The organism is Pseudomonas sp. LFM046, assembly GCF_000949385.2.
Classification (GTDB): domain Bacteria; phylum Pseudomonadota; class Gammaproteobacteria; order Pseudomonadales; family Pseudomonadaceae; genus Metapseudomonas.
This window is the reverse complement of record NZ_JYKO02000001.1, coordinates 1,956,583-1,981,061: the sequence shown is the minus strand read 5'-3', so window position 1 is coordinate 1,981,061 and position 24,479 is coordinate 1,956,583. Positions and strand designations below refer to the sequence as shown.

The window sequence follows — 24,479 nt, the reverse complement described above, 5'->3', positions numbered from 1 at the left end:
CATGGCGGTCGCCCCGCACGGGCGGCCGCCGGGTCAGTCGGCAACACGGATCTGATTGCGGCCTGCCTGCTTGGCCGCATAGACCGCCGCATCCACCCGCCGCAGCAAGTCATCGGCGCTCTCCCCCTCCCGCCACGCGGCACAACCGAAACTGGCCGTGACCTGGCCGACGCCCGCCACACTCTCCCGCGCCACCGCCTGCCAGAGTGCCTGGGCCAGTGAAACGGCCTGTTCCACATTGGTGTCCGGGCACAGCACGACGAATTCCTCACCACCCAGCCGGCACAGCACGTCGATACGCCTCAGGCGTTCGCCGACCCGCACGCACAGGGCCTTGAGCACCCGGTCGCCCGCCTCGTGGCCGTGGCGGTCGTTGATCTGCTTGAAGTGGTCGACGTCCAGCATCACCAGCGCCAGCGGCCCCTCTCGGCGCTCGGCACGGGCGATTTCCAGGTCCAGGCGCTCCTGGAAATAGCGCCGGTTGTAGACGCCGGTCAGGGCATCGGTGACGGACAGCGCCCGCAACTCCTGCTCGACCAGTTTCAGCCCGGTGATATCCGTGATGTAGCCGTGCCAGAGCACCGCGCCGTCCTCGCTGCGCTCGGGCACCGACTCCCCTCGAAGCCAGCGCAGGCCCTGACGCGGCAGCAACACACGGAAGTCCTCGCGCCAGGTAGTAAGCAGCTCGGCGGAACGACGGATCGAGGCCTGCACCCGATCCACATCATCGGGATGGACGCGCTCCAGCAGCCCACGGGCATCATCCCGCACGGACTCCGGCTCCACCTCGAAGACTTCAACGATTCCGGCGCTCGTGTAGGGGAAGCTGAATCGCTCGTCCGGCTCCATGCGGAACTGGTAGAGCATCCCAGGCACCCGTCCGCTGAGCTTCTCCAGCAGCCGGTCCCTCGCCTCCAGGGCCTGCTGCACATGCTTGCGCTCGGTGATATCGATGGCTACTCCCAGATACCCCACGAGCAGGTTGCGCTCGTCGCGCACGCCGGTGAGGATCAGGCTGCCGATGAGCTGGCTGCCGTCGCGGCGCAGGAAGGTCCACTCACTCTCGTCGTAGCGGTCGCCAGCGGTGACCTCCTCCACATAGGCCTGGTAGTCCGGGATCAGCTTGCCCAGGCGCCGTCCCAGCTCTCGACAACGTGCCGCTACCTCGCTTTCCAGGTGCAGCACCACCGGATGACGTCCGATCATTTCCAAGGCGCGATAGCCGAACATGCGCTCGGCGCCGACATTGAACTGGAGGATGGCGCCGTGCAGGTCGGTACTGATGATGGCCACCTGGGTCGCAGCATTGAGTAGGCCGCGCAACTGGCCATGAGCCATGGCCAATTGCAGCTCCACGGCCTTGCTGGAACTGATGTCGGTCTGGGTGCCGATCATGCGCAGGGGCGATCCGTTGGCGCCCCGCTCCACCACCTTGCCGCGATCGAGCACCCAGACCCAGCGACCATCCCTGTGCAGCATGCGGTGCTGGCTCTGGTAGGCAGCGGTGGCGCCGCGCAGGTGGCGCTCCAGCTCGGCCCGGGCCAATGGCTGATCCTGCGGGTGAATCAGCCGATTGCGGGCCTCGAAGCTGTCCTCCACCTCGTTTTCCGCGTAGCCGAGCATGGTCTTCCAGCCACGGGAGAGGAACAGGCGCCCAACCTGCGGCTCCCAGTCCCAGACCCCGTGCCCGGCGCCATCCAGGGCGAAGCTCCAGCGTTCCTCACTGAGCTGCAACTCGATTTCGCGCTCGCGCAGCTCCAGGGTGCGTTCAGCCACCAGGCTCAGGGCGCTCTGGCGCTGGTTGACCATCAGCAGCAGGTAGCCGGCCAGCAATAGGGTGAAAGCCAGCCCGCTGACCGCCACCAGGTTGGCGGTGGACAACGGCGGCCCGGCCAGGAAGTCTTCGCTCGGCATCACTTCCAGCAGATAACGGCGGTCGGCGAAAGGCACCACGCGAATCTGGCGCAAATCGCTTCGTGGCGCTTCACCGCTCTGGTAGATCATCTGCTCCTTGTCGTCCTGACTGACGTCGCTGACCCGCATCACCAGGCTTTTCAGGTTGCGCTGGGCGATGTCAGCCTCCATCTCCAGGTTCAGGCTGAGCGCCGCGACCACGAAGCCACGCAGGCCGGCATCGTCGGGCACCCCGCCCTGATAGACCGGCGCCATGATCACCACGCCACTGGATTCCCGATCGGCCACCCTGATCACCCGCAGCCGTTCGGTGACGGTGACCCCGTAGGTACGGCGCGCCTTGGCGATGGCGGCGTGTCGCGCAGGATCGGAGTCGAGGTTCATGCCCAGGGGTACCTGCTCGATTCGCGATGTCACGCTGTAGTAGACGGGGAAGTACTCGCGCCGCGGCGGACTGGGCACCAGATCCTCGCCCTTGAGATCGCGGATGGCGTAACCGGCCATGCCCTCGGCGCGGGCCCGGGCCTCGAAGCGCTCCCGCTCGTTACCCGGCACACGGGGCACCCAGGAATAGACCAGGGTGTCCCCCAGCAGGGGGCCGACGAAGCCCTGGAACTCGCCGAGGGTGACGACCTGGGAATTACTGAAGAAACGCTGGACGGCATCCAGCTCTCTGAGTTGCCCGTCCAGTCGATCCTGGATACGGCTGATGCGCTCACTGGCGGCCAGGTTGAAGCGTTCGCGCAATTGCTCCTCTTCCGCGCTGCGCACGGCCTCGCTGAGCAGTAGGGTGAGACCCACCCCGCCGAAGAGGGTCAGGACGCAGACCAGCCACACCAGGGGGCGGCCGGACAACAGCGCCGACAGGTTCAGTTTTTCCTTCGCAAGCGACCGCATGCTCACTTCTCGAAATCGGTGTTGGAAATACCGTCCCTGTGAGCATCAACATAGTCAGAGTGGTGGCACTTTGCCTAGAAGCAGCCGCCGGCAGGCGACTGTCCCAGGCAAACGCCGGACAGCCGGAGCGGCCGGCGGGCTTTGCGAAAGGATTTGGAAGTGACGCCTCAGCGGGTGCCGAGGCGCCAGGCGCGGTGAATCTTCGGGTTACGGGCGAAGTCCGCGTCGACAGTGTCGGCACTGATCTCGGCGACCGAGTAACGGGCGGCCAGGCCCTCATCCAGCTGGAACTTGCGGAAGTTGTTGGAGAAATACAGCACGCCACCCGGCGCCAGGCGAGCCATGGCCAGGTCCAGGAGTTCCACGTGGTCGCGCTGGACGTCGAACACCCCTTCCATGCGTTTGGAGTTGGAGAAGGTCGGCGGGTCGATGAAGATCAGGTCGTACTCGCCCCGGTCCTCGGCCAGCCAGGCCATCACATCGCCCTGCATCAGTTTGTGCTTGTCGGAGAAGCCGTTCAGCGACAGGTTGCGCCGCGCCCAGTCCAGGTAGGTCTTCGACAGGTCGACGCTGGTGGTGCTGCGGGCGCCACCCTTGGCTGCGTGCACGCTGGCGGTGGCGGTGTAGCAGAACAGGTTGAGGAAGCGCTTGCCGGCGGCCTCGCGCTGGATGCGCTGGCGGATCGGCCGGTGGTCGAGGAAGAGGCCGGTGTCCAGGTAGTCGGTGAGGTTCACCAGCAGCTTCACGCCACCTTCGCTGACTTCCATGAAGCGACCCTCGGTGCCCTGGCGCTCGTACTGGCGGGTGCCGCTCTGGCGCTCGCGGCGCTTGACCACCACATGGGCAGGGTCCACATCCAGGGCCTGGGGAATCGCCGCCAGGGCGTCCAGCAGGCGCGCCTGGGCCTTCTCCGGGTCGATGGAGCGCGGTGGCGCATATTCCTGCACGTGCACCCAGTCGCCATAGAGATCGACGGCCAGGGCGTATTCGGGCATGTCGGCGTCATACAGGCGGTAGCACTGGATGCCTTCCTTTCGCGCCCACTTGCCCAGTTGCTTGACGTTCTTCTGCAGGCGGTTGGCGAACATCTGGCCGCCTTCGGAGAGGCGTGCCGGCTCGCTGCGCAGAGTGGCGCGTTCGCCCTCCCCGGCTTGGCGTCGTTCGCCGGTGACGAATTGTTCCGGCAGCACCTTCAGCAGCAGCAGCTTGCACGCCAGGGCGCCGTTCCAGAAGGCGTACTGCTTGTGGCTGCGGATGCCCATGCGCTTGCCCAGTTCCGGCGCGCCGGTGAAAACCGCCGCTTCCCAGCCCAGGCAGGACTGGCGCAGGCGTTCGCCGAGGTTCTGGTAGAGATACAGCAGGCTGGCCTCATCGCCCAGACGCTCACCGTACGGCGGGTTGCTGACGACCAGCCCCTTCTGGTTCTGGTCCGGACGCGGCTCGAAGGTGGCCAGTTCGCCCTGGTAGATCTTCACCCAGTCGCTCAGCCCGGCGCGCTCGATGTTGTTGCGGCCAGGCTGGATCAGGCGCGGGTCAGCTTCGTAGCCGCGAATCCACAGCGGTGGCTTCGCCAGACCCTCTTCCGCGCGGATGCGAGCCTCTTCGTGGAGCTTCTTCCACAGCGCCGGCACATGGCCCAGCCAGTTGGTGAAGCCCCAGCGCTCGCGCTTGAGGTTGGGGGCGATGTCAGCGGCCATCATCGCCGCTTCCACCAGGAAGGTGCCGACACCGCACATGGGGTCCGCCAGCGCCCCACCCTCGGCGGCGATGCGCGGCCAGCCGGCACGGATCAGGATGGCGGCGGCCAAGTTCTCCTTCAACGGCGCGGCGCCCTGCTGCAGGCGGTAGCCACGCTGGTGCAGGCTGTGGCCGGCGAGGTCGAGGGAGAGGATGGCCTCGCCCTTTTCCAGGCGCAGGTGGATGCGCAGGTCGGGGTTCACCTTGTCGATGGACGGGCGTACGCCGTCGGCGCCGCGCAGCTTGTCCACCACCGCGTCCTTGACCTTGAGTGCACCGAAGTGGGTGTTGTCGATACCTGAACCATGGCCGCTGAATTCGACGGCGAGGCTGCCGCTGGGCATCAGGTGGTCATGCCAGTCCACCGCCAGCACGCCCTGGTAGAGGTCCTCGGCGTTCTGCACCGGGAAGCGCTTGAGCACCAGCAGCACCCGGTTGGCCAGGCGGGACCAGAGGCAGAGGCGGTATGCGGTTTCCAGGTCACCCTGGCCACGCACCGCAGCTACCTGCTCGCGCACCTCCTGGAGGCCGAGGCGCGTGGCCTCTTCGACCAGCAGGCCTTCCAGGCTCTTCGGGCAGGTGAGGAAAAGTTCGTAGAGGTCCGACATGGGGCAATCCAGGGCCTTCAGAGGCGATCAGCGGCACAGAACTCAAGCTGTGCGGTAACAAAGTGTGTGACGCGAGGTCGCAGAACGGCCCTTCGTCGGAATGAAAAAGTCCCTGACTCGCTCGCCAATGGCTGCGGCACTGCGACATCAGTGATTCGGCCGAGCCCCAAGCCACGGGGCTTAGACCGAAAAATTGCAAAAAACGTTTCCTTCACCTTATGGCCGTTGCCACCAAGAAGTTACGTCCTTATGACAAAACGATCATTCACAGGCCAAGGGGCATTGGTTAGAACTCAGCTTAACCCGCCGCCGCAATGGCGCCGGTTGAGGGCTCGTCACGCCGGCAACGAGTCCTCGAAGGCAGAACTTTTTCTGCCTGGTCCCGACTTGGACCAATGGACATAACAGTCAACAAATGAGGGCTACACCCTATGAGAAGACTTAAGCGTGATCCGATGGAACGAGCATTCTTGCGCGGCTATCAGCACGGCATCAACGGCAAATCCCGCGACCTTTGTCCTTTCACCCATCCCACCACACGGCAAGCCTGGATCAACGGTTGGCGCGAGGGCCGTGGCGATAACTGGGATGGCCTCACCGGCACCGCCGGTATTCACCGTCTGAACGAACTCCACGCTGTCGGCTGACACTGGATCACACCGACTTCACCAAGCACGCCCCATCCGGGCGGCGGGCGCAAGCCCAGGGGCTCCCTTCGAGGGAGCCCTTTTTATTTCCCCTCAGCTACGCGGCAGACCGGCGATGGCATCCACCGCTTCGCGGATCAGCGCCGGTCCCTTGTAAATGAAGCCCGAGTACACCTGCACCAGACTCGCGCCAGCGGCGATCTTTTCCGCTGCGTGCTGGCCTTCGGTGATGCCGCCGACGGCGATGATCGGCAGTCGGCCGCCCAGCTCTCCCGCCAGCACTTTCACCGTGTGAGTGCTCTTGTCACGGACCGGGGCACCGGAAAGGCCGCCCGCTTCACCGCCATAGGGCAGGCCTTCGACGCCTTCGCGGCCAAGGGTGGTGTTGGTGGCGATCACCGCGTCCATGCCGGACTCCAGCAGCGCCTTGGCAACCATTGCCGTTTCTTCGTCGCTCATGTCCGGGGCGATCTTGATGGCCAGCGGCACGTGCCGGCCATGCTGCGCGGCCAGGCTTTCCTGACGGACGCGCAGGGCCTCCAGCAGCTGCTTCAGCGAATCGCCGAACTGCAGGCTGCGCAGGCCGGGGGTGTTCGGCGAGCTGACGTTCACGGTCACGTAGCTGGCGTGGGCATAAACCTTGTCCAGGCAGATGAGGTAATCGTCCACCGCGCGCTCGACAGGGGTGTCGAAGTTCTTGCCGATGTTGATGCCCAGCACGCCGTCGTACTTGGCTGCGCGAACCCGCGCCAGCAGGTGGTCGACGCCGTGGTTGTTGAAGCCCATGCGGTTGATGATGGCCTCGGCTTCCGGCAGGCGGAACAGGCGCGGCTTCGGATTGCCCGGCTGCGGCCGCGGGGTCACGGTGCCGATCTCGACGAAGCCGAAGCCCAGCTGGGCGAATCCATCGATGGCGTCGCCGTTCTTGTCCAGGCCAGCGGCCAGCCCCACCGGATTGGGAAACTCCAGCCCCATCACTTTCACCGGCAGGCTCGCCGGCGCTTTGGTCAGCAGTCGGTTGAGGCCGAGACGGCCACCAGCTCCGATCAGGTCGATGGAGAGTTCGTGGGAGGTTTCCGGGGAGAGGGAAAAGAGCAGCTCGCGGGCCAGTTTGTACATGGTCGGTCGGGCATCGATAGGCGGGATGGGCCGGCGATTATAGCTGCGCCGCCCCCGTCACGCGAGGCGGCGCAGGCGCAACAGCTTGCCTTCGGCGGAGAAATCCAGCTGGAAGGTGCCGCGCACCCCGCCATGACCCAGGTGGGGTCGCAGGTGCTGAGCCGGGAGGCTGACCTTGCGGCCATCCCGACTGCGCAGCAACACGCGGTTGGCCCGACCTTGATAGACTGCCAGGAATTCGTCGGCAGTCAGGGAAATATCCAGCACCAGGCTGGGCATGGAGGCATCCTCGTCAATGAACCGTGGAATTCTGCCACAGCGTCCACTTGCGCTCCCTCCCCGCCAGGCGGAAATGAGCGATGCCCGGCGTGCGCAGCCGGCAACCCTCTGCCACACTGCCACCCATGACCGGGGAGTATTCAGGCCATGAGTCCGACGCAGCCACCACCCTTGACCGCCCGCCTGGCTGCGATCGCCCAGCGCTTCGGTATCGGCAAGGCGTCGCGCCGGATACTGGAGCGAGCCAGCCAGCTACGACTGCCCTTCCAGCCACTGCCCCTCCCCCAGGAAACCATCTGGTGGCAGGCCGGCCCGCCCCTGCAACGCCTGGTAGAACTGCGTCGCGGCGCCCTGTCCGGCCCTGTCCAGGAGGACAAGGCGGAAGCCCATGCCGTGCTGGTGGGCGTGGTGAAACGGAGCGAGCAGCGCCTCGACAGTTTCGACCTGCGCCAGGTCGATGGTCTCTGCGGCACCGACATCAACGCGGCGCCCGTTCCCAGTTTCGAGGATTACCTGGCCGGCCTGCAGAGTCGCATGGTGCGGATCATCAGCTACAAGGACTTCGTCAAGGCCATCAGCCAGCCCCTGCCGCGCTTCCTCGCCGGTGAGCCCATCAGCCTCTGCCGGGCGAACTGGTACGGCAGACGCTTGTTCTGGAGCGGCGAACAGCACGCCGAAGCCTTTGCCGCCTCCATCGCCTACGCGCGGTTGCGCAAGCTGGAAGCCACCCTCCCCGCCGAGATCACCGACTATCACCTCGATCCGGCGGGCCTGGAGCTCCTGGGCGAGCGCTACCACGTGCTGGCCATGCCGGTGCAGGCCTGGAACGACCCGGCCTTCATGGGTTTGCTGCTGGACGGCGGCATTCCCTATTCGCGCCTGACCTTCCTGCGCCATACCGGCGCCCCGGAGTTCATCCTGCTACCAAAGAAGCACGCCGACGCCACCGCCCTGGGCGAAGGCCTGCGCCTGGCCGGTGCGGCAGACGTGGTGCGGTACCTGAAGGCATTGGGGTAAATCGCGCCTTTCGCGAGTAAACATCCACGTTCGTAGAACGTGGACTTGCGGTAGCCCCTTTCGCCTGACCCTACCGGATCGGCTTTATCCTGCCAGCCCGGGCAGTCGAATCGTCACAGGCAGCGCCGGTAACGCATGACCACGTCCCAAGGACGTGAATTCCCACGTTCAAATAAATTCGATCCCCGCACTGGAGAAACTTTCGCAGGAGGCGCTAGAGCGAAGCGAAGCCCATCTCGCCGAGCCCCTCCAGAAACCCGATCCACGCATCGCGCTGCTCCTGTTGCCGGGGGCAAAAAAAAGCCCCGCCGAGGCGGGGCTGAGAGCACTAAAAACTTACCGCTTCACGGGTGTCAGGGGATGCACACGCCGTGCTGGCCGCTCTGGGCCAGGTCCATCAGTTCGCGGTTGGCCACGGCATACATCGCGTAGTCGGTGGTGGTCGCGGCGCGCAGTTCCACCAGCATGGCTTTCCAGCGCTCAACCAGCGCACGGTGCTGGTCGAGCCAGTAGGCCACGCGCTGCTCGATGTCCGCCGGGCCTTCGTTCATCTGCAGCACGGAGACGGTGATCGCCCGCTGCTGCCAGTCCAGATCGTCGCGGAAGGCTTCCCGCGCCAGGGCCTGCCAGTTGCTTTCCACCGGCAGACTGGTGATCTGCTGCAGGTACCACGACAGGTCCAGCGCACCGCCGACGGCGAAGTAGGCGGCGGCGACTTCGGCGGTGTCCTTGCCGGTGACGTCCGAGGCCTCGATGATCGGCAGCAGGGTGTAGAGGTGGGTGGTACCCGCCACGACACGCGCCAGGTCCTCAGGGGCGCCCGCTTCGACATACGCCTGGTAGCGCGCCAGCCACTGCTCGCGGGACGGGCCTTCCAGCAGCTCGTCCAGGCGGCCGGCGAGTGCCGCCACGCGCGGGCCGAAGTGCTTGACGTCACGGGCGGCGTCCTGGTCCTCGCGACGGCTGCGCAGGAACCAGCGGGTCGCACGGCGGCCCAGGCGCATCAGCTCGTCCATCAGGGTCAGTTGCAGCTCGGCCGGCACCTTGTAGTCCAGGGACTCGATCTGCTTCCACCAGTGCGGCAGGCGGAAGATGTCCCGCACCACCACGTAGGCGCCAGCCACGTTGGCTGCGCTCATGCCGGTGGACTCCTTCAGGCGCTGCACGAAGGTGATGCCCATGTGGTTGACCAGGTCGTTGGCGATCTGGGTGCTGATGATCTCGCGCTTCAGGCGATGGCGGCGCATGGAGTCGCCGAAGGTTTCGGCCAGGCGCGCCGGGAAGGCGGTTTCCATTTCCTGGGCCAGGTAGTCGTCGTCCGGCACCAGGGACTTCAGCAGGGCTTCCTTGAGGTCGATCTTGCTGTAGGAGATCAGCACCGACAGCTCCGGACGGGTCAGGCCCTGGCCACCGGCGATGCGCTCGTTCAGTTCCTCGTCCGAGGGCAGGAACTCCAGGCCGCGATCCAGCTTGCCGGCCGCTTCCAGGGCGGCGATCAGGCGCTTGTATTCGCCGATCTTCTCCCGTGCGCGACGCTGCGCCAGGGACAGCGCCTGGGTCTGCTTGTAGTTGTTGCCCAGCACCAGGTTGCCCACGTCGTCGGTCATGTCGGCCAGCAGCTTGTTGCGCTGCTTGCTGGTCATGTCGCCGTTGGACACGATCTCGTTGAGCAGGATCTTGATGTTGACCTCATGGTCCGAGCAGTCCACGCCGCCGGCGTTGTCGATGAAGTCGGTGTTGCTGGCGCCACCGTTGAGGCCGTACTCGACGCGACCCAGCTGGGTCATGCCGAGGTTGCCGCCCTCGCCCACCACCTTGGCGCGCAGTTCGCGGCCGTCCACGCGCAGGGCGTCGTTGGCCTTGTCGCCCACGTCGGCGTGGCTTTCGCTGCTGGCCTTGACGTAGGTGCCGATGCCGCCGTTCCAGAGCAGGTCAACCGGAGCCTTCAGCAGGGCGTTGAGCAGCTCGGTGGGGGTCAGCTTGTCCGCCTCGATGCCGAAGCGTTCCTGCATCTGCGGGGTGATGGCGATGCTCTTGGCGCTGCGCAGGAAAATGCCGCCGCCTTCGGAGATCAGCTTGGTGTCGTAGTCAGCCCAGGAGGAACGCGGCAGGTCGAACATGCGCTTGCGCTCGATGAAGCTGGACGCCGCGTCCGGGTTCGGGTCGATGAAGATGTGCATGTGGTTGAAGGCGGCCACCAGCTGCAGCTTGTCCGACAGCAGCATGCCGTTGCCGAACACGTCGCCAGCCATGTCGCCGATGCCGATCACGGTGAAGTGATCCTTCTGCACGTCGATGCCGCGCTCGCGGAAGTGACGCTGCACCGACACCCAGCCGCCCTTGGCGGTGATGCCCATGCCTTTGTGGTCGTAACCGGCCGAACCACCGGAGGCGAAGGCGTCACCCAGCCAGAAGCCGTACTCCTGGGCGATGCCGTTGGCGATGTCGGAGAAGGTCGCGGTGCCCTTGTCGGCGGCCACGACCAGATAGGGGTCGTCGGCGTCGTGGCGCACCACGTTGGCCGGCGGCACCACCTTGCCTTCCTTGAGGTTGTCGGTGACGTCGAGCAGGCCCGAGATGAAGATGCGGTAGCAGGCGATGGCTTCGGCCTGGATGTCGTCACGGGAACCGCCCACCGGCAGGCGACGCGGGATGAAGCCGCCCTTGGCGCCCATGGGCACGATCACGGCGTTCTTCACCTGCTGCGCCTTCACCAGACCCAGCACTTCGGTACGGAAGTCTTCCTCGCGGTCGGACCAGCGCAGGCCGCCACGCGCCACGTCGCCGAAGCGCAGGTGTACGCCTTCCACCCGCGGGCAGTAGACGAAGATCTCGAACTTGGGCACCGGTCGCGGGATATCCGGGATCAGGCGCGGGCTCAGCTTGAAGCTGAAGTAGGCCTTGTTCTGGCCAGCGGCATCCGGCTGGTAGAAGTTGGTGCGCAGGGTCGCCTTGATCAGGTCCAGGTAGCGACGCAGGATGCGGTCTTCGTTGAGCACGGCAACGTTGTCCAGCTCACCGAGGATGGCCTGCTCCAGCTTCTGCTGCTTGTCGTCCAGGTCGCCCGACGCCATCTTGCGCGCCAGGTAGAAGCGGGTCTTGAACAGACGCACCAGCTCCTTGGCGATGTTGGCGTGGTTCAGCAGGGTGCTGGCGATATAGGACAGGTCGAAGCCCAGGCGGATCTGCTTCAGGTAGCGGGCATAGGCGCGCAGCAGCGCGACGTCGCGCCAGGGCATGGCAGCGGTCAGCACCAGGCGGTTGAAGGCATCGTTCTCGGCATGGCCACCCACGATGTGGACGAAGGCGTCCTGCAGGGTGTCGTTGAGTTGCTGGAGGTCGACTTCGTCGCCCAGGGCGCTGGTGAAGGCGAAGTCATGGATCCAGTACTGGCGGCCGTCCTGACGCACCAGGCGGTACGGGAATTCACCCAGCACGCGCAGGCCGAGGTTTTCCAGGATCGGCAGCACGTCGGAAAGGGTCAGCGGGGTGTCGGCGTGGTACAGCTTGCAGTGCAGCTGCTGCTCGCCCTGGGCCAGCGGCTGGTAGAAGCTCATCACCAGCGGACGCTCTTCGGACAGGCTATACAGGTGCTGCATGTCCACCACCGCCGAGTGCGGGGCGAAACGCTCGCGGTAGCCGGCCGGGAAGCCTTTCGGGAAGTCGGCCAGCACGCGGGTGCCCTGCCCCTCGCCAAAGGTCTCGTTGACCAGGCTGGCGTAGTCGTCCTTCCAGGAACGGCAGGCCTGGACGACTTCCTTCTCCAGCATGACGGTATCGACGTTCAGCTTGATCTTCGGGTCCAGGCGCAGGATGAACTGCACGCGCGCCAGCACCGACTCGGAGAAGAAGGTCCAGAACTCGCAGTCGCTGGCCTGCAGGCGCTCCATCAGGATCTGCTGGATCTTCAGGCGGGTCTCGGTGGAGTAGACGTCACGCGGCACATAGGCCAGGGCGTAGGCGAAGCGGCCATAGGGATCGCGACGCAGGAACAGGCGGATCTTGTTGCGTTCCTGAATCTGCACGATGGACATGGCGGTGGTGAACAGGTCGTCCACCGGTGTCTGGAACAGGTCGTCACGGGGCAGCACTTCCAGCACCTGGGCCAGTTCCTTGCCCAGGTGGGCCTTGGCGTCGAAGCCGGAACGGCGCTGGATTTCCGCCACCTTGCGGCGGATGTAGGGGATGCGGCCGACGCTTTCGGCGTAGACGGCGGAGGTGTAGAGGCCCATGAAGCGGCACTCTCTGATCACCTTGCCCTTGGCATCCAGCTCACGGATGGACACGAAGTCCGGGTAGGCGGGACGGTGCACGCGGCTCGGCTCGGCGGCCTTGGCGAAAGACAGGAGGGTGGACTCGCGCAGGTAGTTCAGCGCCTCGGTCTCGATGTGCAGGTCTTCTTTCTTCAGGCCTGCGCGGCGCAGCTTGGAGATACCCAGCAGGGACTTCTCGTCATAGACCAGATGACCGCCGTCCTTGTCGTCGGCAACGGTGAATTCTTCATACCCCAGGAAGGTGAAGTGGTCGTCCAGCAGCCACTCGATGAACACCTTCACTTCCGCCAGCTCTTCGCCATCGACCTTGAGCTTGGCCTTGTCCAGCCAGGCCAGCAGTTCCTGGGCCTTGGCCTTCATCGGCTTGAAGTCGGCCACGGCCACGCGAACGTCGCCCAGCGCTTCCAGCAGGGCCTTCTCCAGGGTCTTCATGGCGCCATTGCTGGCGCAGCGGTCGATCTCCAGGTACATCAGCGATTCGTGATGCACATCCTTGCCTTGGGCGCCCTTGGGCAGCACTTCCAGCAGCTCGCCCTTGGCGCCGCGGCGCACGCTGATGACGTTGTTCTGCAGGGTATGGATGCTGTAGCCGCGGCGGTTCAGTTCCATGCGAACCGAGTCCACCAGGAAGGGGATGTCCGGGTGCAGCACTTCCACAGCCGTGTGGGTGGACTGCCAGCCGTGCTTCTCGTAGTCGGGGTTGAACACCCGGACTTCCGGGCTGGCGGCGTCGAAGCGCTCAAGCAGGCGCCAGGACGACAGGGTGCAGCCGACCAGGTCGGACAGACGGCGCTGGGTCAGTTCGTCGAGCGCGATGATGCCGAAGAATTGCTCGGCGAACAGCGCTACTTGTGGCAACGCCTTTTCGCTGACGTGCTGCGCCAGGGCCGCTCGCAGTTGGTGCTGGAAGTCGGCTTTGCTGGCTGCGGTGAAGGACGTCATGGTTGTGCTCCGCTGGGCTCGTTTTGTTGGGGTTAAGCGTAGAACGCCTACGTGCGGAGGGAGGGCCACAGGTCGATCCGGGCAGTGTGGCCCCGCTCCGGGCGAACGCCGGGGGAACAACTGCGACCCGGCGGTCACCATTGCCGCGAAAGCTTAACGAGGGAGCGAGGCGAAGCGCTTACGGAGCTGCGACATATTCGTTCAATCAGAGTCCGCCCCGATGCCAGTGCAGAAAGTTCCCGTCGCGAATGAATTCGCGTCCACAAGCAAGCACCGGCGCCCTGTGTAAGGCTGGTGTAAAACCTGCTCGCGTCACGGAACCAATACCCCGGTCACAGGCTCTTCTAGGCCGCCTACCCTGGTCTGGATTAAAGTTATGCCCCAATACCGGAGGGCTTACAGCTCTCTTTTCCCCAGTTCGACGAGTCCATCAATGGAACACCGTGAAGCGCTAGTCGCACTTCGAAACTTCCTTTCCACCCAGATCCTCGGCCAGGAAAAACTCATCGACCGCCTGCTGGTTGCGTTGCTCGCCGACGGCCACTTGCTGGTGGAAGGCGCCCCTGGCCTGGCCAAGACCAAGGCCATCAAGGACCTGGCCGATGGCGTGGAGGCGGAGTTCCATCGCATCCAGTTCACCCCCGACCTGTTGCCGGCCGACATCACCGGCACCGAAATCTACCGCCCGGAAAACGGCAGCTTCGTCTTCCAGCAAGGCCCGATCTTCCACAACCTGGTGCTGGCGGACGAGATCAACCGTGCGCCCGCCAAGGTGCAGTCCGCCCTGCTGGAAGCCATGGCCGAACGCCAGGTGTCCATCGGCCGCTGCACCTACGACCTGCCGCCGCTGTTCCTGGTGATGGCGACCCAGAACCCCATCGAGCAGGAAGGCACCTATCCCCTGCCCGAAGCCCAGCTCGACCGTTTCCTCATGCACGTGCGCATCGGCTACCCGGACGCCTCGGTGGAGCGCAAGATCCTCCAACAGGCCCGTGGCGAGGCATTGCACGGCGAGACCCGCGCCGAGCACCAGGTCAGCCAGCAGGCCATCTTCGCCGCGCGCAAGGAAATCCTCGGCCTCTACATGGCCGACGCCGTGGAGGAATACCTGGTGCACCTGGTCATGGCCACCCGCACCCCGGCCAAGTTCGACAGCGAACTGGCCGAGTGGCTGGCCTGGGGCGCCAGCCCCCGTGGATCCATCGCCCTGGACCGCTGCGCCCGCGCCCACGCGTGGATGGCCGGCCGCGAATTCGTCAGCCCCGAGGACATCCAGGCCGTGCTCTTCGACGTATTGCGCCATCGCCTGATCCTCTCCTTCGAGGCGGAAGCCGCCGGCATCGACCAGGACCGGGTGATCCAGCGCATCCTGGATGTGGTAGCGGTGGCCTGATGCGCCTGAAAGCGGCGGCCTGGAAATTCCGGGTCATGAAACGCCGTCCGGTGACGCCCGGCTTCGCCCCGCCGGCTGCCAGCGCGGAAGGGGTGCATGTCGGCCTCGCCGAGCTGATCGACATGCGCCACCGGGTACGGGAAGTCCAGATCTTCTCCAGTCCCGCCCGGCGCAGCCCGCTGATCGGCCTGCATCACTCCAAGCTGCGCGGACGTGGCGTGGACTTCGACCAGGTCCGCATCTACCAGGCCGGCGACGACGTGCGCACCATCGACTGGCGCGTCACCGCCCGCACCCAGGAGCCGCACACCAAGCTCTTCCACGAAGAGCGGGAGCGACCGGTATTCATCATGGTCGAACAGAGCCAGCGCCTGTTCTTCGGTACCGGGCTGGTGTTCAAGTCGGTGCTCGCCGCCCAGGCCGCCAGCCTTATTGGCTGGGCCGCCCTGGCGCACAACGACCGGGTTGGCGGCCTGGTGTTCAGCGATCTGGAGCACCACGAGATCAAGCCCAGGCGCAGCAAGCAGAGTCTCCTGCAATTGCTCAGCCGCCTGGCCCGCGCCAACCAGGCCCTCGGCAGCCCCGGCGACACCCAGCGCGAGGGCTTCAGCCTGGCCCTGCGCCGAGCCCGTGAAGTGCTGCGCCCGGGCAGCCTGGTGGTGATCCTCTGCGACGAACGCACCCTGTCCGACACCTCGGAGCAGCAGATCGCCCTGCTCGCCCGCCACACCGACCTGATCCTGCTGCCGGTTTCCGACCCACTGGACCACGCGTTGCCCGCCGCCGGGCTGCTGCGTTTTGCCCAGCACGGCGCCCAACTGGAGCTGGACACCCACGCCAGCGACCTGCGCCAGGCCTATCGGGAACAGGGCGAAGCGCGCACCGCCCGCTGGGAACGCCTGGCCAAGCGGCTCGGCGTGCTGCTGCTGCCGCTCTCCACCCAGGAAGGCATGATCGAGCAACTGCGTGACTACCTGCAGCACAAGGGCGGCGCACGATGAACCCGCTGGACGGCCTGGAACCGCTGATCGCCCCGGCGGCCATCTCCTGGTGGCCCCCCGCCCCCGGCTGGTGGAGCCTGCCGCCCCTGGCCGCGCTGCTGGCCTGGGCCTGCTGGCGTTGGTGGCGACTGCACTCGCGCCAGGCCGCCACCGAGCCCGAACAACCGCTGGACCCGCTGCGCCAGGCCGCCCTGGAGGAACTGGCGCGCCTGCCCAAACCCTACGACGGTGCGCCCGCCGGCCCTTGGCTGCAGGAGCTCAACGGCCTGCTCAAGCGCCTGTGTCGCATGCACTACCCCGGCGACCAGAGCCACACCCTCAGCGGCCGTGCCTGGCTGGCCTACCTGGACAACCGCTGCCCGGCCGCCGGCCTGACGCGCTGGATGATCCTGGTGGAAGGTGCCTATCGCCCCCAGTGCAAGCTGGACGACAGGGCCATCGGCGGCCTCTACCAGTCCGTCGAGATCTGGATTCGCAAGCATGTTTGAGTTCACCTGGCCCTGGATCTTTCTCCTCACCCCACTGCCCTGGGTGCTGCGCCTGCTGCTGCCGCCCGCGGACAGCGGGGAAGCGGCGCTGAAGGTGAGTTTCCTGGCCGACCTCGAAGGCCTGGTGGGCCGCCGCGCCCGCGCCAACCTCCCGGCGTGGCGTCAACAGGCGCCCTTCGCCCTGCTCTGGTTGCTGCTGATCTGCGCCGCCGCGCGACCGGAATGGGTGGGCGAGCCGCAGCCCCTGCCCACCAGCGGCCGTGACCTGCTGCTGGCGGTGGATGTGTCCGGCTCGATGGACTACGCCGACATGCAATGGAACGACGAGGACGTCAGCCGCCTGACCCTGGTGAAGCACCTGATGGGCCAGTTCATCGAAGGCCGCCGCGGCGACCGCATCGGCCTCATCCTCTTCGGCAGCCAGGCCTACCTGCAGGCGCCACTGACCTTCGACCGCCAGACCGTGCGCACCTGGCTCGATGAAGCGCTGATCGGCATCGCCGGCAAGAACACCGCCATCGGCGATGCCATCGGCCTGGCCGTGAAACGCCTGCGCCAGCGCCCGGCGGACAGCCGCGTCCTGGTCCTGGTCACCGACGGCGCCAACACCGGCGGCGAGATCGATCCGCTGACCGCCGCCCGGCTCGCCGCCGAAGAGAAGGTCAAGGTCTACACCATCGGCATCGGCGCCGACCCGCAGCAGGGCGACGCCCTCGGCATCCTCGGCCTCAACCCCAGCATGGACCTGGACGAGCCCACCCTCACCGCCATCGCCGAGCAGACCGGCGGCCGCTACTTCCGTGCCCGCAGCAGCGCGGAACTGGAGGAAATCGAGCAGAGCCTGGATCGCCTGGAACCGGTCACCCAACGCGCCAGCCAGGCACGCCCGGCGTACGCGCTCTATAGCTGGCCCCTGGCCGGCGCCCTGCTGCTGAGCATCGCCCTGGTCGGTCGCGTGCTCTGGCCCCATGCCCTGCAACAGCGCCCGCAATGGCTGCGGAGGCGCACATGATCGAACTCTGGCCCCACTGGCTGCGTCCCGCCTGGCTGCTGCTGGTGCCACTACTGGGCTGGCTGCTCTGGCAGCTCTGGCACCGTGAACGCCGCAGCGGCCGCTGGGAGCAACTGCTGCCTCGCGCGTTCCAGCCCTGGTTGCTGAGTGGCGGCCGCCAGCGCGCCACGCGCCTGCCCTGGGTCGCGCTGTGCCTGGCCTGGCTCCTCGGCCTGCTGGCCCTGCTCGGCCCGAGCTGGCAGCCAGTGGAACAAAACACCCAGAAGCGCGCCGACCCACTGGTGGTCATGCTGGAACTGACCCCGTCAATGCTCGCCACCGACGTCGTGCCCAGCCGCCTGGAACAGGCCAAGCGCAAACTCCGCGACCTGCTTGACGCTCGCCGCGACGCCCAGACAGCGATCGTGGTCTACGCCGGCAGCGCCCACAGCCTGGTGCCGCTGTCCGATGACCTGATGACCAGCCTCAACCTGATCGAAGCCCTCAAGCCCTCGATCATGCCCGAGCACGGCCAGCGCGCCGACCTAGCCGTGGCAAAAGCCCTCACGCTGCTCGACCAGGGCGCCCAGGGCCAGGGCCGGCTGCTGCTGATCACCAGCGGCCTTGGCGAACAGGAACAGGCAGGCATCCGCAAGGCACTCCGTTCCCGTGGTGACCGCCTGGCCATCCTCGGCATCGGCACGGCCGCCGGCGCCCCCATCGCCCAGGAAGATGGCGGCTTCCTCAAGGACGACACCGGCGCCATCCTCCTGCCCAAGCTCGACAGCGCCCAGCTGCGACGCTTCGCTTCCGACCTGGGCGGTCGCTACACCAGTGTCCAGCTCGATGAAAGCGACCTGCGCAGCCTGCAACTGCTGGATGGCCCCCACAGGCTGCGAGAGAGCGGCGAAATCGCTCGTCTGGCCGCCTGGGCCGACCAGGGCCACTGGCTGCTTCTGCCCCTGCTGCTGATCGCCGCCTGCGCCGGCCGCCGTGGCTGGCTCTTCTGCCTGCCGCTGCTGCTGGCCCTGCCGACCTCCAGTTACGCCATGAGCTTCGAAGACCTCTGGCTGCGCCCCGACCAGCAGGGCCGGCGCCTGCTGGAGGAGCAGCGCCCCGCCGAGGCCGCCCGGCACTTCTCCGATCCGCGCTGGCAAGGCATGGCGCTCTACCAGGCGGGCGACTACGCCGAGGCCGCCGCCCGTTTCGCCCAGGGCGACAGTGCGGCGGATCACTACAATCGCGGCAACGCACTGGCCCAGGCGGGCGAACTGGAGGCGGCGATCGACGCCTACGACTCAGCCCTGCAACGCCAGCCTGACCTGGCCGCCGCCCAGAAGAACAAGGCGCTGGTGGAAGAACTGCTGCGCCAGCGTGAGGCCAAGGCCGCTGCCAACAGCCAGGACCAACAGACCGGCGAGCAGAAAGAGGCTGGCCAGACCGCCGAGCAGAGCGCGGCTCAGCAACAGCAGCAATCCGGCGATCAGAGCGACAGCCCCAATGCCCAGCAGCAGGGCGCTGGCGAGGTCCAGCAACACGGCCAGGCACGGCCTGCCACAGGTGGCACGGCCGAAGAGGCCACGCCCACGGATGCCGCCCAGGCCCAGACCGCCAGAGCCGAGCCCCTGGGCGACGAACGCCGCCAGGCCCTCGAACAATGGCTGCGGCAGATCCCGGACGACCCCGCCGAACTGCTGCGCCGCAAGTTCTGGTACGAACAGCAACAGCGCCAGGAAGAACAGTGATGACGCGCCTGCTATGCACCCTCCTCCTCAGCCTGCTGGCCATGGTCGCCCAGGCCGCAGGCTTCACCGCCTCCGTCGACCGCACGCGCCTGAGCGAGGGTGAGACCGTGGAGTTGACCCTCGAATCCTCCGACCCGACGCTCTTCGGCAAGCCCGACCTGACGCCCCTCAATGACCAGTTCGAGGTGCTCGCCACTCGCCAGATCAACCAGTTGGGCACCTTCAATGGCCGGAACGACCGCGCCACCCGCTGGATCATCACCCTGCAACCCAAGCAGAGCGGCTTCGTCACCATCCCGTCGATCAAGCTGGGAGAAGTCCACAGCGCGCCCATTACCCTGAACGTCGAGAAGGCGGAAAAGGCCGGCAATGGCAATCTGGCTCCGGTGTTCATCGATGCCAGCCTCGACCAGGAAAGCGTTTACGTGCAGGCCCAGGCCATCCTCACCCTGCGCATCTACCACTCGGTTTCCCTCTACGACGACAGCAGCCTCAGCCCGCTGCAGATGGACGATGCCCGGGTCGAGCAACTGGGCGAGCCGCGCACCTACGAGAAGGAGATCAACGGCGTTCGCCACGGGGTGATCGAAGTGCGCTATGCCGTCTTCCCACAGAAGAGCGGCGTGCTGAACATTCCCCCGCAGGTGTTCAGCGCCACCCTGGTGGACGCCGGCAGCCAGAACAGTTTCCAGCCCTTCGGCCCTCGCCCCGGCAAGCTGACCCGTGTGAACTCGCCGCGCATTCCCCTGACGGTATTGCCCAAGCCGGCCGAATACCCGTCCGACGCCCCCTGGCTGCCGGCACGCAGCCTGACCCTGACCGAATCCTGGAGCCCCGATCCCAATGCGGTTCTGACAGGCGATTCGCTGACCCGCAGCCTCATGCTGAGGGCGGAAGGGTTGTCCAGCGCGCAGATTCCACCGATGCCCGCGACCCAGGCCCAGGGGCTGCGGCGCTATCCGGACCAGCCGCAATTGAGCAACCAGATCGACGAGCGCGGCCTGATTGGCAGCCGCGAAGAGCGCGAGGCGCTGGTGCCCACCGCCAGTGGTCACCTGCAGTTGCCGGCAGTGACGGTGACCTGGTGGAACACCCGGGATAATCGCCTGGAGCACAGCGAGATTCCGGCCCGCACCCTGGAAGTGGCCACCAACCCGGAACTGGAAGCCAGCACCACTCCTGCCGGTGACGCTCAGGTCGACAACGCAGCCACCCGCGCGCGACTCTGGCCCTGGCAACTCGCCAGCGCCCTGCTCGCCTGCACCACGCTCCTGGGCTTCGGCCTCTGGTGGCGTGCCCGCCGCCAGCCGGCGATCCTGCCCACGGTCCAGGCCGGCCCGAGCCCACGTACCTTGCTGGACGACCTGCGCCGCGCCTGCCAGTCCAACGATCCCCACGCGACGCGCCAGGCCCTGGACAACTGGGCGCGCCAGCAACCGGAAACCCTGGCCGACATGGCCGCCCGCTTCGTGCCGTTGTCCGACGCCATGGACGGTCTGAACGGCGCCCTCTACAGCGAAGCCGGCCAGCACTGGCAGGGCGAAGACCTCTGGAAAGCCATCCGCGCCCTCCCTGCTCCGCAAGCCCAGCAGCAGACGACCAGCGAGGCGAGCCAGCTGCCGCCGCTGTACCCACGGTGAGATGAGCTGTGGTGCTTCTCCTGTGCCTTCGAGGTCCGCGCAGGCCATGGTTGCCCTCTCCCTGAAATGAAAAGGGGGGCAGTCCGGGCGCGCGCTGGGCAGTGGTGCTCTTCCTGTGGGGGCGAATTCATTCGCCAAGCAGGCCGCAGGGCTGCCCTTTGAATTCCGAGCGAGGCACGGCTTCCCTCTCCCGCAGTCCGTAGGCACCGTCCCCGGAACAGCCCATAAAAAAAACCGCGGCCAGGGCCGCGGTTTTTCTTCAATCAACTCGCCTTAGTGGGCCAGCAGGGAACCTCCGACCTTGCCCGCCAGTTTCTCGGGCTTGATCAGGAAGCGCGCCAGGGCCGGCAACAGCCACAGGGCGCCGAACATGTTCCAGAGGAGCATGAAGGTCAGCATCAGCCCCATGTCGGCCTGGAACTTGATGGCCGAGAAGATCCAGGTGGCGACGCCGATGGCCAGGCACAGACCGGTGAAGAGCACGGCCTTGCCGGTGGACTTCAGGGTCTCGTAATAGGCCTCCTGCAGGGTCAGGCCGGCGCGCAGGAAGCTCTCCAGGCGACTGTAGATGTAGATGCCGTAGTCGACACCGATACCCACGCCCAGGGCGATCACCGGCAGGGTCGCCACCTTCACGCCGATGCCGAGCCAGGCCATCAGTGCGTTGCCCAGCACCGAGGTGAGGATCAACGGCAGCACGATGCACAGGGTGGCGGCGATGGAGCGGAAGGTGATCAGGCACATCACGGCGACGCAGATGTACACCAGGATCAGGATGGTCAGCTCGGCCTGGGCGATCACCTCGTTGGTGGCCGCTTCGATGCCGGCGTTGCCTGCGGCGAGCAGGAACTGCAGGCCGTCCTTGTTGTTTTCCTTGGCGAACTCCTCCACTGCGGCCACGGCGCGGGACAGGGTCTCGGCCTTGTGGTCGTTGAGGAACACCAGCACCGGGGCCAGCGAGCAGTCGGAGTTGTACAGGCCTTCGGCACGGCTGATGGAGTTGTTCAACACGTCCTGGTTGCGGGACAGGGTTTCCCACTTCAGGTTGCCTTCGTTCATCCCTTTGATCACCTGCTTGGAGACAGTGACCATGGAGATGGCGGACTGCACGCCCGGCGTGTTCTCCATCTTCCACATCAACTCATCCACCGGCGCCAGGGCGTCATGGGTGGAGCAGCCTTCGGGGCCGGTCTTGACCATGACGACCAGCACGTCGGAGCTGGTGGAGTAGTTGTTGATGATGAAGTTGTTGTCCTGGTTGTAGCGGGAGTCCGGACGCAGTTCCGGAGCGCCCTGGTCGAGGTCACCGATCTTCAGGTTATGGCCATACCAGAGGCCGCCGCCGAAGGCGATCAGGGCGATCACCACGGAGATGGGGGCCACCACCGGATGAGCGAAGTTGGACAGCAGGCGCCAGAACGGATGATCGCGCTTGGCGTCCCGCTTGCTGCGCTCGATGGCCTTCTTGCTGATGCCGACGTAGGAAATGGCGACCGGCAGCAGGATCAGGTTGGTGAAGACGATCACCGCCACACCGATGGAGGCGCCGATGGCCAGCTCGCGGATCACGCCGATGTCGATGATCAGCAGGGTGATGAAGCCCACGGCGTCGGCGAGGATCGCGATCATGCCCGGCAGGAATAACTGGCGGAAGGTACGCCGGGCTGCGGTCAGGGCGTTGTCGGCGTCACTGGATTGCAGGGCGATACCGTTGATCTTCTGCACGCCATGGGAAATGCCGATGGCGAAGATCAGGAATGGCACCAGCATCGAGTAGGGGTCCAGACCGAAGCCTACGGAGTGCATCAGGCCCAGCTGCCAGACCACCGCCACCAGGGTGGTGATGAGCACGGCGATGGTGCTGCGGATACACCAGGTGAACCAGTAGAGCAGCACCAGGGTGATGAGGAAGGCGATGCCGAAGAACATCACCACCATGATCAGGCCATCGATCAGGTCACCCACCTTCTTGGCGAAGCCCACCACGTGGACCTTCACATTGGGGTTCTGAGCCTGGTACTTGTCGCGGATCTTCTCTTCCAGCTCGTGGGAGAACTGGCGGTAGTCGAGCTTCAGCAGCTTGCCCTGGTCGTTCGGGTCCGGGTAGGACTCCAGCAGCGGCACGTCGATGATGCTGGACTTGAAGTTGTTGGCCACGAGACGGCCGATCTGGCCGGACTTGAGCACGTTGTTGCGCAGCTCTTCCAGGCTGGCAGCGGAACCGTCGTAGGTCTGCGGAATGACCTCGCCACCGGCGAAGCCTTCTTCAGTCACTTCGGTCCAGCGAACGCTCGGGCTCCACAGGGACTTCAGGCCGGAACGGTCGACGCCGGAGATGTAGAAGACCTCGTCATGGATCTGACGCAGGGTCTCCATGTACTCCTTGCTGAAGATGTCGTCGTTGACCGCTTCCACCGAGATACGCACGGTGTTGCCCAGGTTGGCCAGGTCATTGCGGTGTTCCAGCATCTTCTGGATGTACGGATGATGCAGCGGGATCATCTTCTCGAAGCTGGTGGACGGCCGCACATGCATGGCCTGCCAGAAGAGGAAGACGCTGACCAGCAGGCAGATGCCGATCACGGCCGGCCGGTTGTTGAAGATCAGGCGCTCCAGGAAGGTCGCCTTGTCCTGGTGATGGGTACTCATCGAAACTCTCCGCCCTTCTTATAGTTGGCCCAGCTCGGCGCCGGTCGGCGACGCTACGCGCACACCGCCTTGTCCCACCAGGATCAGGTTACCCTTCTCGTCGGCGATGACACTGGCGAGAGACATCCGGTCGCTGCGGTTCACCACCGCGAAGCTGCGGCCGTTGTCGGTGCTCTTCAGCACGCTGCCGCCGTGACCGACCACCACCAGGCTGCCATCGGGCAGCAGGACGCCGCCGGACAGGCCGAACTCCAGTTCGCCGTGGCTGGTCTTCAGCGGCACGGTTTCCCAGGTGTTGCCGAAGTCGGCGGAACGGAACAGGTGGCCGCGCAGGCCGTAGGCGATCACCACGCCAGGCTCGGCAGTACCGAGAACGCCGAACAGGGAACCCTCGTAGGGGCCCTCGAGGCGTTCCCAGGTCTCGCCCCAGTCGGCGGAACGGAACATGCTGCCCGCCTCACCCACCACGAACAGGCCGGAGTCTTTCACGGCGGTGATGGAGTTGAGGTGGTACTGGTCTTCATTATCCAGGCGGTCGCTGACGTCTTCCCAGTTCTTGCCACCGTCCTGGGTGGTCAGCAGGGCACCGTAGGCGCCAACGGCGAAACCGGTGCTGGCGTCCTTGAACCAGACGTCGAGGAGCGGCGCTTCACGCTTCAGGTCTTCGAACTGCAGGGTCCAGGTGGCGCCGCCATCCTCGCTGGCGAGGATCTGGGCGTCATGGCCCACGGCCCAACCTTTCTTGTCATCGACGAAATAGACAGCGGTGAGCATCTGGCGAGTCGGCACCTTGGCCTGGGTCCAGGACTTGCCGTTGTCGTCGGAATAGAGAATGTGGCCACGGTCGCCAACGGCCACCAGGCGCTTGCCGGCATGGGCGACATCGAGCAGCAGGCTGCTCACGGCCTTGGGCGATTCGATGGAGAGGACAGGAGCATCAGCAGCCAGCGCGGACGCGGGAATGGGCGCAGCGGCAGCAGCAAGGACGGAGAGCACACTGAACAGCGAGAGCGCTTTGGCCAGCGGCGAGTGGAAGCGGAACGTCGGCTTGTGGAGGGCATCCACGGAGAGGCCGGACGGGGTGCGCCGCATGACGGGCTCACTCATACACCTTTCCCCTTATTGTTATAGGTGAAAC

The 24,479-nt window shown here is 65.9% G+C and carries 15 protein-coding genes; 8 read left to right on the top strand and 7 right to left on the bottom strand.

What is annotated here, in order from left to right; all coding sequences use genetic code 11:
- Positions 1 to 33 precede the first annotated feature (33 nt).
- Together TQ98_RS09200 and rlmKL are read right to left on the bottom strand one after the other, a co-directional pair.
- Entirely contained in the window at positions 34 to 2,811 is a 2,778-nt protein-coding gene (locus TQ98_RS09200; RefSeq protein WP_044875032.1) for a diguanylate cyclase, read from the bottom strand.
- 167 nt (positions 2,812 to 2,978) lie between these two features.
- Positions 2,979 to 5,156, bottom strand: coding sequence for a bifunctional 23S rRNA (guanine(2069)-N(7))-methyltransferase RlmK/23S rRNA (guanine(2445)-N(2))-methyltransferase RlmL (gene rlmKL, locus TQ98_RS09195; RefSeq protein WP_044875031.1), 2,178 nt, complete (start codon positions 5,154 to 5,156; stop codon positions 2,979 to 2,981).
- Between the two features lie 431 nt (positions 5,157 to 5,587).
- On the opposite strand from rlmKL, the gene TQ98_RS09190 reads away from it, so the two are divergent.
- Positions 5,588 to 5,803 carry a ribosome modulation factor gene (locus TQ98_RS09190; RefSeq protein ID WP_016491998.1) on the top strand — a complete coding sequence of 72 codons (216 nt, stop codon included), beginning with the start codon at positions 5,588 to 5,590 and terminating at the stop codon, positions 5,801 to 5,803.
- 93 nt (positions 5,804 to 5,896) lie between these two features.
- Here TQ98_RS09190 and TQ98_RS09185 read toward each other — a convergent pair whose 3' ends face one another.
- Together TQ98_RS09185 and TQ98_RS09180 are read right to left on the bottom strand one after the other, a co-directional pair.
- Positions 5,897 to 6,922, bottom strand: coding sequence for a quinone-dependent dihydroorotate dehydrogenase (locus TQ98_RS09185; protein ID WP_044875030.1), 1,026 nt, complete (start codon positions 6,920 to 6,922; stop codon positions 5,897 to 5,899).
- Between the two features lie 57 nt (positions 6,923 to 6,979).
- The gene (locus TQ98_RS09180) at positions 6,980 to 7,201 is read right to left on the bottom strand and encodes a DUF2835 domain-containing protein (protein ID WP_044875029.1); all 222 of its coding nucleotides are present in this window, start codon (positions 7,199 to 7,201) and stop codon (positions 6,980 to 6,982) included.
- A gap of 147 nt (positions 7,202 to 7,348) precedes the next feature.
- On the opposite strand from TQ98_RS09180, the gene TQ98_RS09175 reads away from it, so the two are divergent.
- The gene (locus TQ98_RS09175; protein ID WP_044875028.1) at positions 7,349 to 8,218 is read left to right on the top strand and encodes a DUF6685 family protein; all 870 of its coding nucleotides are present in this window, start codon (positions 7,349 to 7,351) and stop codon (positions 8,216 to 8,218) included.
- Positions 8,219 to 8,571: 353 nt separating this feature from the next.
- Here the strand turns inward: TQ98_RS09175 and TQ98_RS09170 are convergent, their stop codons facing one another.
- On the bottom strand, positions 8,572 to 13,434 hold the full coding sequence (locus TQ98_RS09170; RefSeq protein WP_044875027.1) for an NAD-glutamate dehydrogenase: 4,863 nt from the start codon (positions 13,432 to 13,434) through the stop codon (positions 8,572 to 8,574).
- Between the two features lie 433 nt (positions 13,435 to 13,867).
- Here TQ98_RS09170 and TQ98_RS09165 point away from each other — a divergent pair, with 433 nt between their 5' ends.
- From TQ98_RS09165 to TQ98_RS09140, 6 genes are all read left to right on the top strand, one after another.
- On the top strand, positions 13,868 to 14,827 hold the full coding sequence (locus tag TQ98_RS09165) for a MoxR family ATPase (RefSeq protein WP_044875026.1): 960 nt from the start codon (positions 13,868 to 13,870) through the stop codon (positions 14,825 to 14,827).
- A gap of 122 nt (positions 14,828 to 14,949) precedes the next feature.
- On the top strand, positions 14,950 to 15,828 hold the full coding sequence (locus TQ98_RS09160; protein WP_103103136.1) for a DUF58 domain-containing protein: 879 nt from the start codon (positions 14,950 to 14,952) through the stop codon (positions 15,826 to 15,828).
- The gene (locus TQ98_RS09155; protein WP_044875025.1) at positions 15,825 to 16,316 is read left to right on the top strand and encodes a DUF4381 domain-containing protein; all 492 of its coding nucleotides are present in this window, start codon (positions 15,825 to 15,827) and stop codon (positions 16,314 to 16,316) included. The genes TQ98_RS09160 and TQ98_RS09155 overlap by 4 nt, the downstream gene beginning before the upstream one ends.
- Positions 16,309 to 17,328 (top strand): VWA domain-containing protein, encoded by a 1,020-nt coding sequence (locus TQ98_RS09150; protein ID WP_044875024.1) that lies wholly within the window; start codon positions 16,309 to 16,311, stop codon positions 17,326 to 17,328. Before TQ98_RS09155 ends, TQ98_RS09150 begins: the two co-directional genes overlap by 8 nt.
- Positions 17,325 to 19,052, top strand: coding sequence for a VWA domain-containing protein (locus TQ98_RS09145; protein WP_044875023.1), 1,728 nt, complete (start codon positions 17,325 to 17,327; stop codon positions 19,050 to 19,052). Before TQ98_RS09150 ends, TQ98_RS09145 begins: the two co-directional genes overlap by 4 nt.
- Positions 19,052 to 20,692, top strand: a complete 1,641-nt coding sequence (locus TQ98_RS09140) for a BatD family protein (RefSeq protein WP_044875022.1) — start codon at positions 19,052 to 19,054, stop codon at positions 20,690 to 20,692. The genes TQ98_RS09145 and TQ98_RS09140 overlap by 1 nt, the downstream gene beginning before the upstream one ends.
- A 273-nt stretch (positions 20,693 to 20,965) precedes the next feature.
- Here the strand turns inward: TQ98_RS09140 and TQ98_RS09135 are convergent, their stop codons facing one another.
- Together TQ98_RS09135 and TQ98_RS09130 are read right to left on the bottom strand one after the other, a co-directional pair.
- Positions 20,966 to 23,341, bottom strand: a complete 2,376-nt coding sequence (locus TQ98_RS09135) for an RND family transporter (RefSeq protein WP_044875021.1) — start codon at positions 23,339 to 23,341, stop codon at positions 20,966 to 20,968.
- 18 nt (positions 23,342 to 23,359) lie between these two features.
- Entirely contained in the window at positions 23,360 to 24,448 is a 1,089-nt protein-coding gene (locus TQ98_RS09130; protein WP_044875020.1) for a YCF48-related protein, read from the bottom strand.
- Positions 24,449 to 24,479 lie beyond the last annotated feature (31 nt).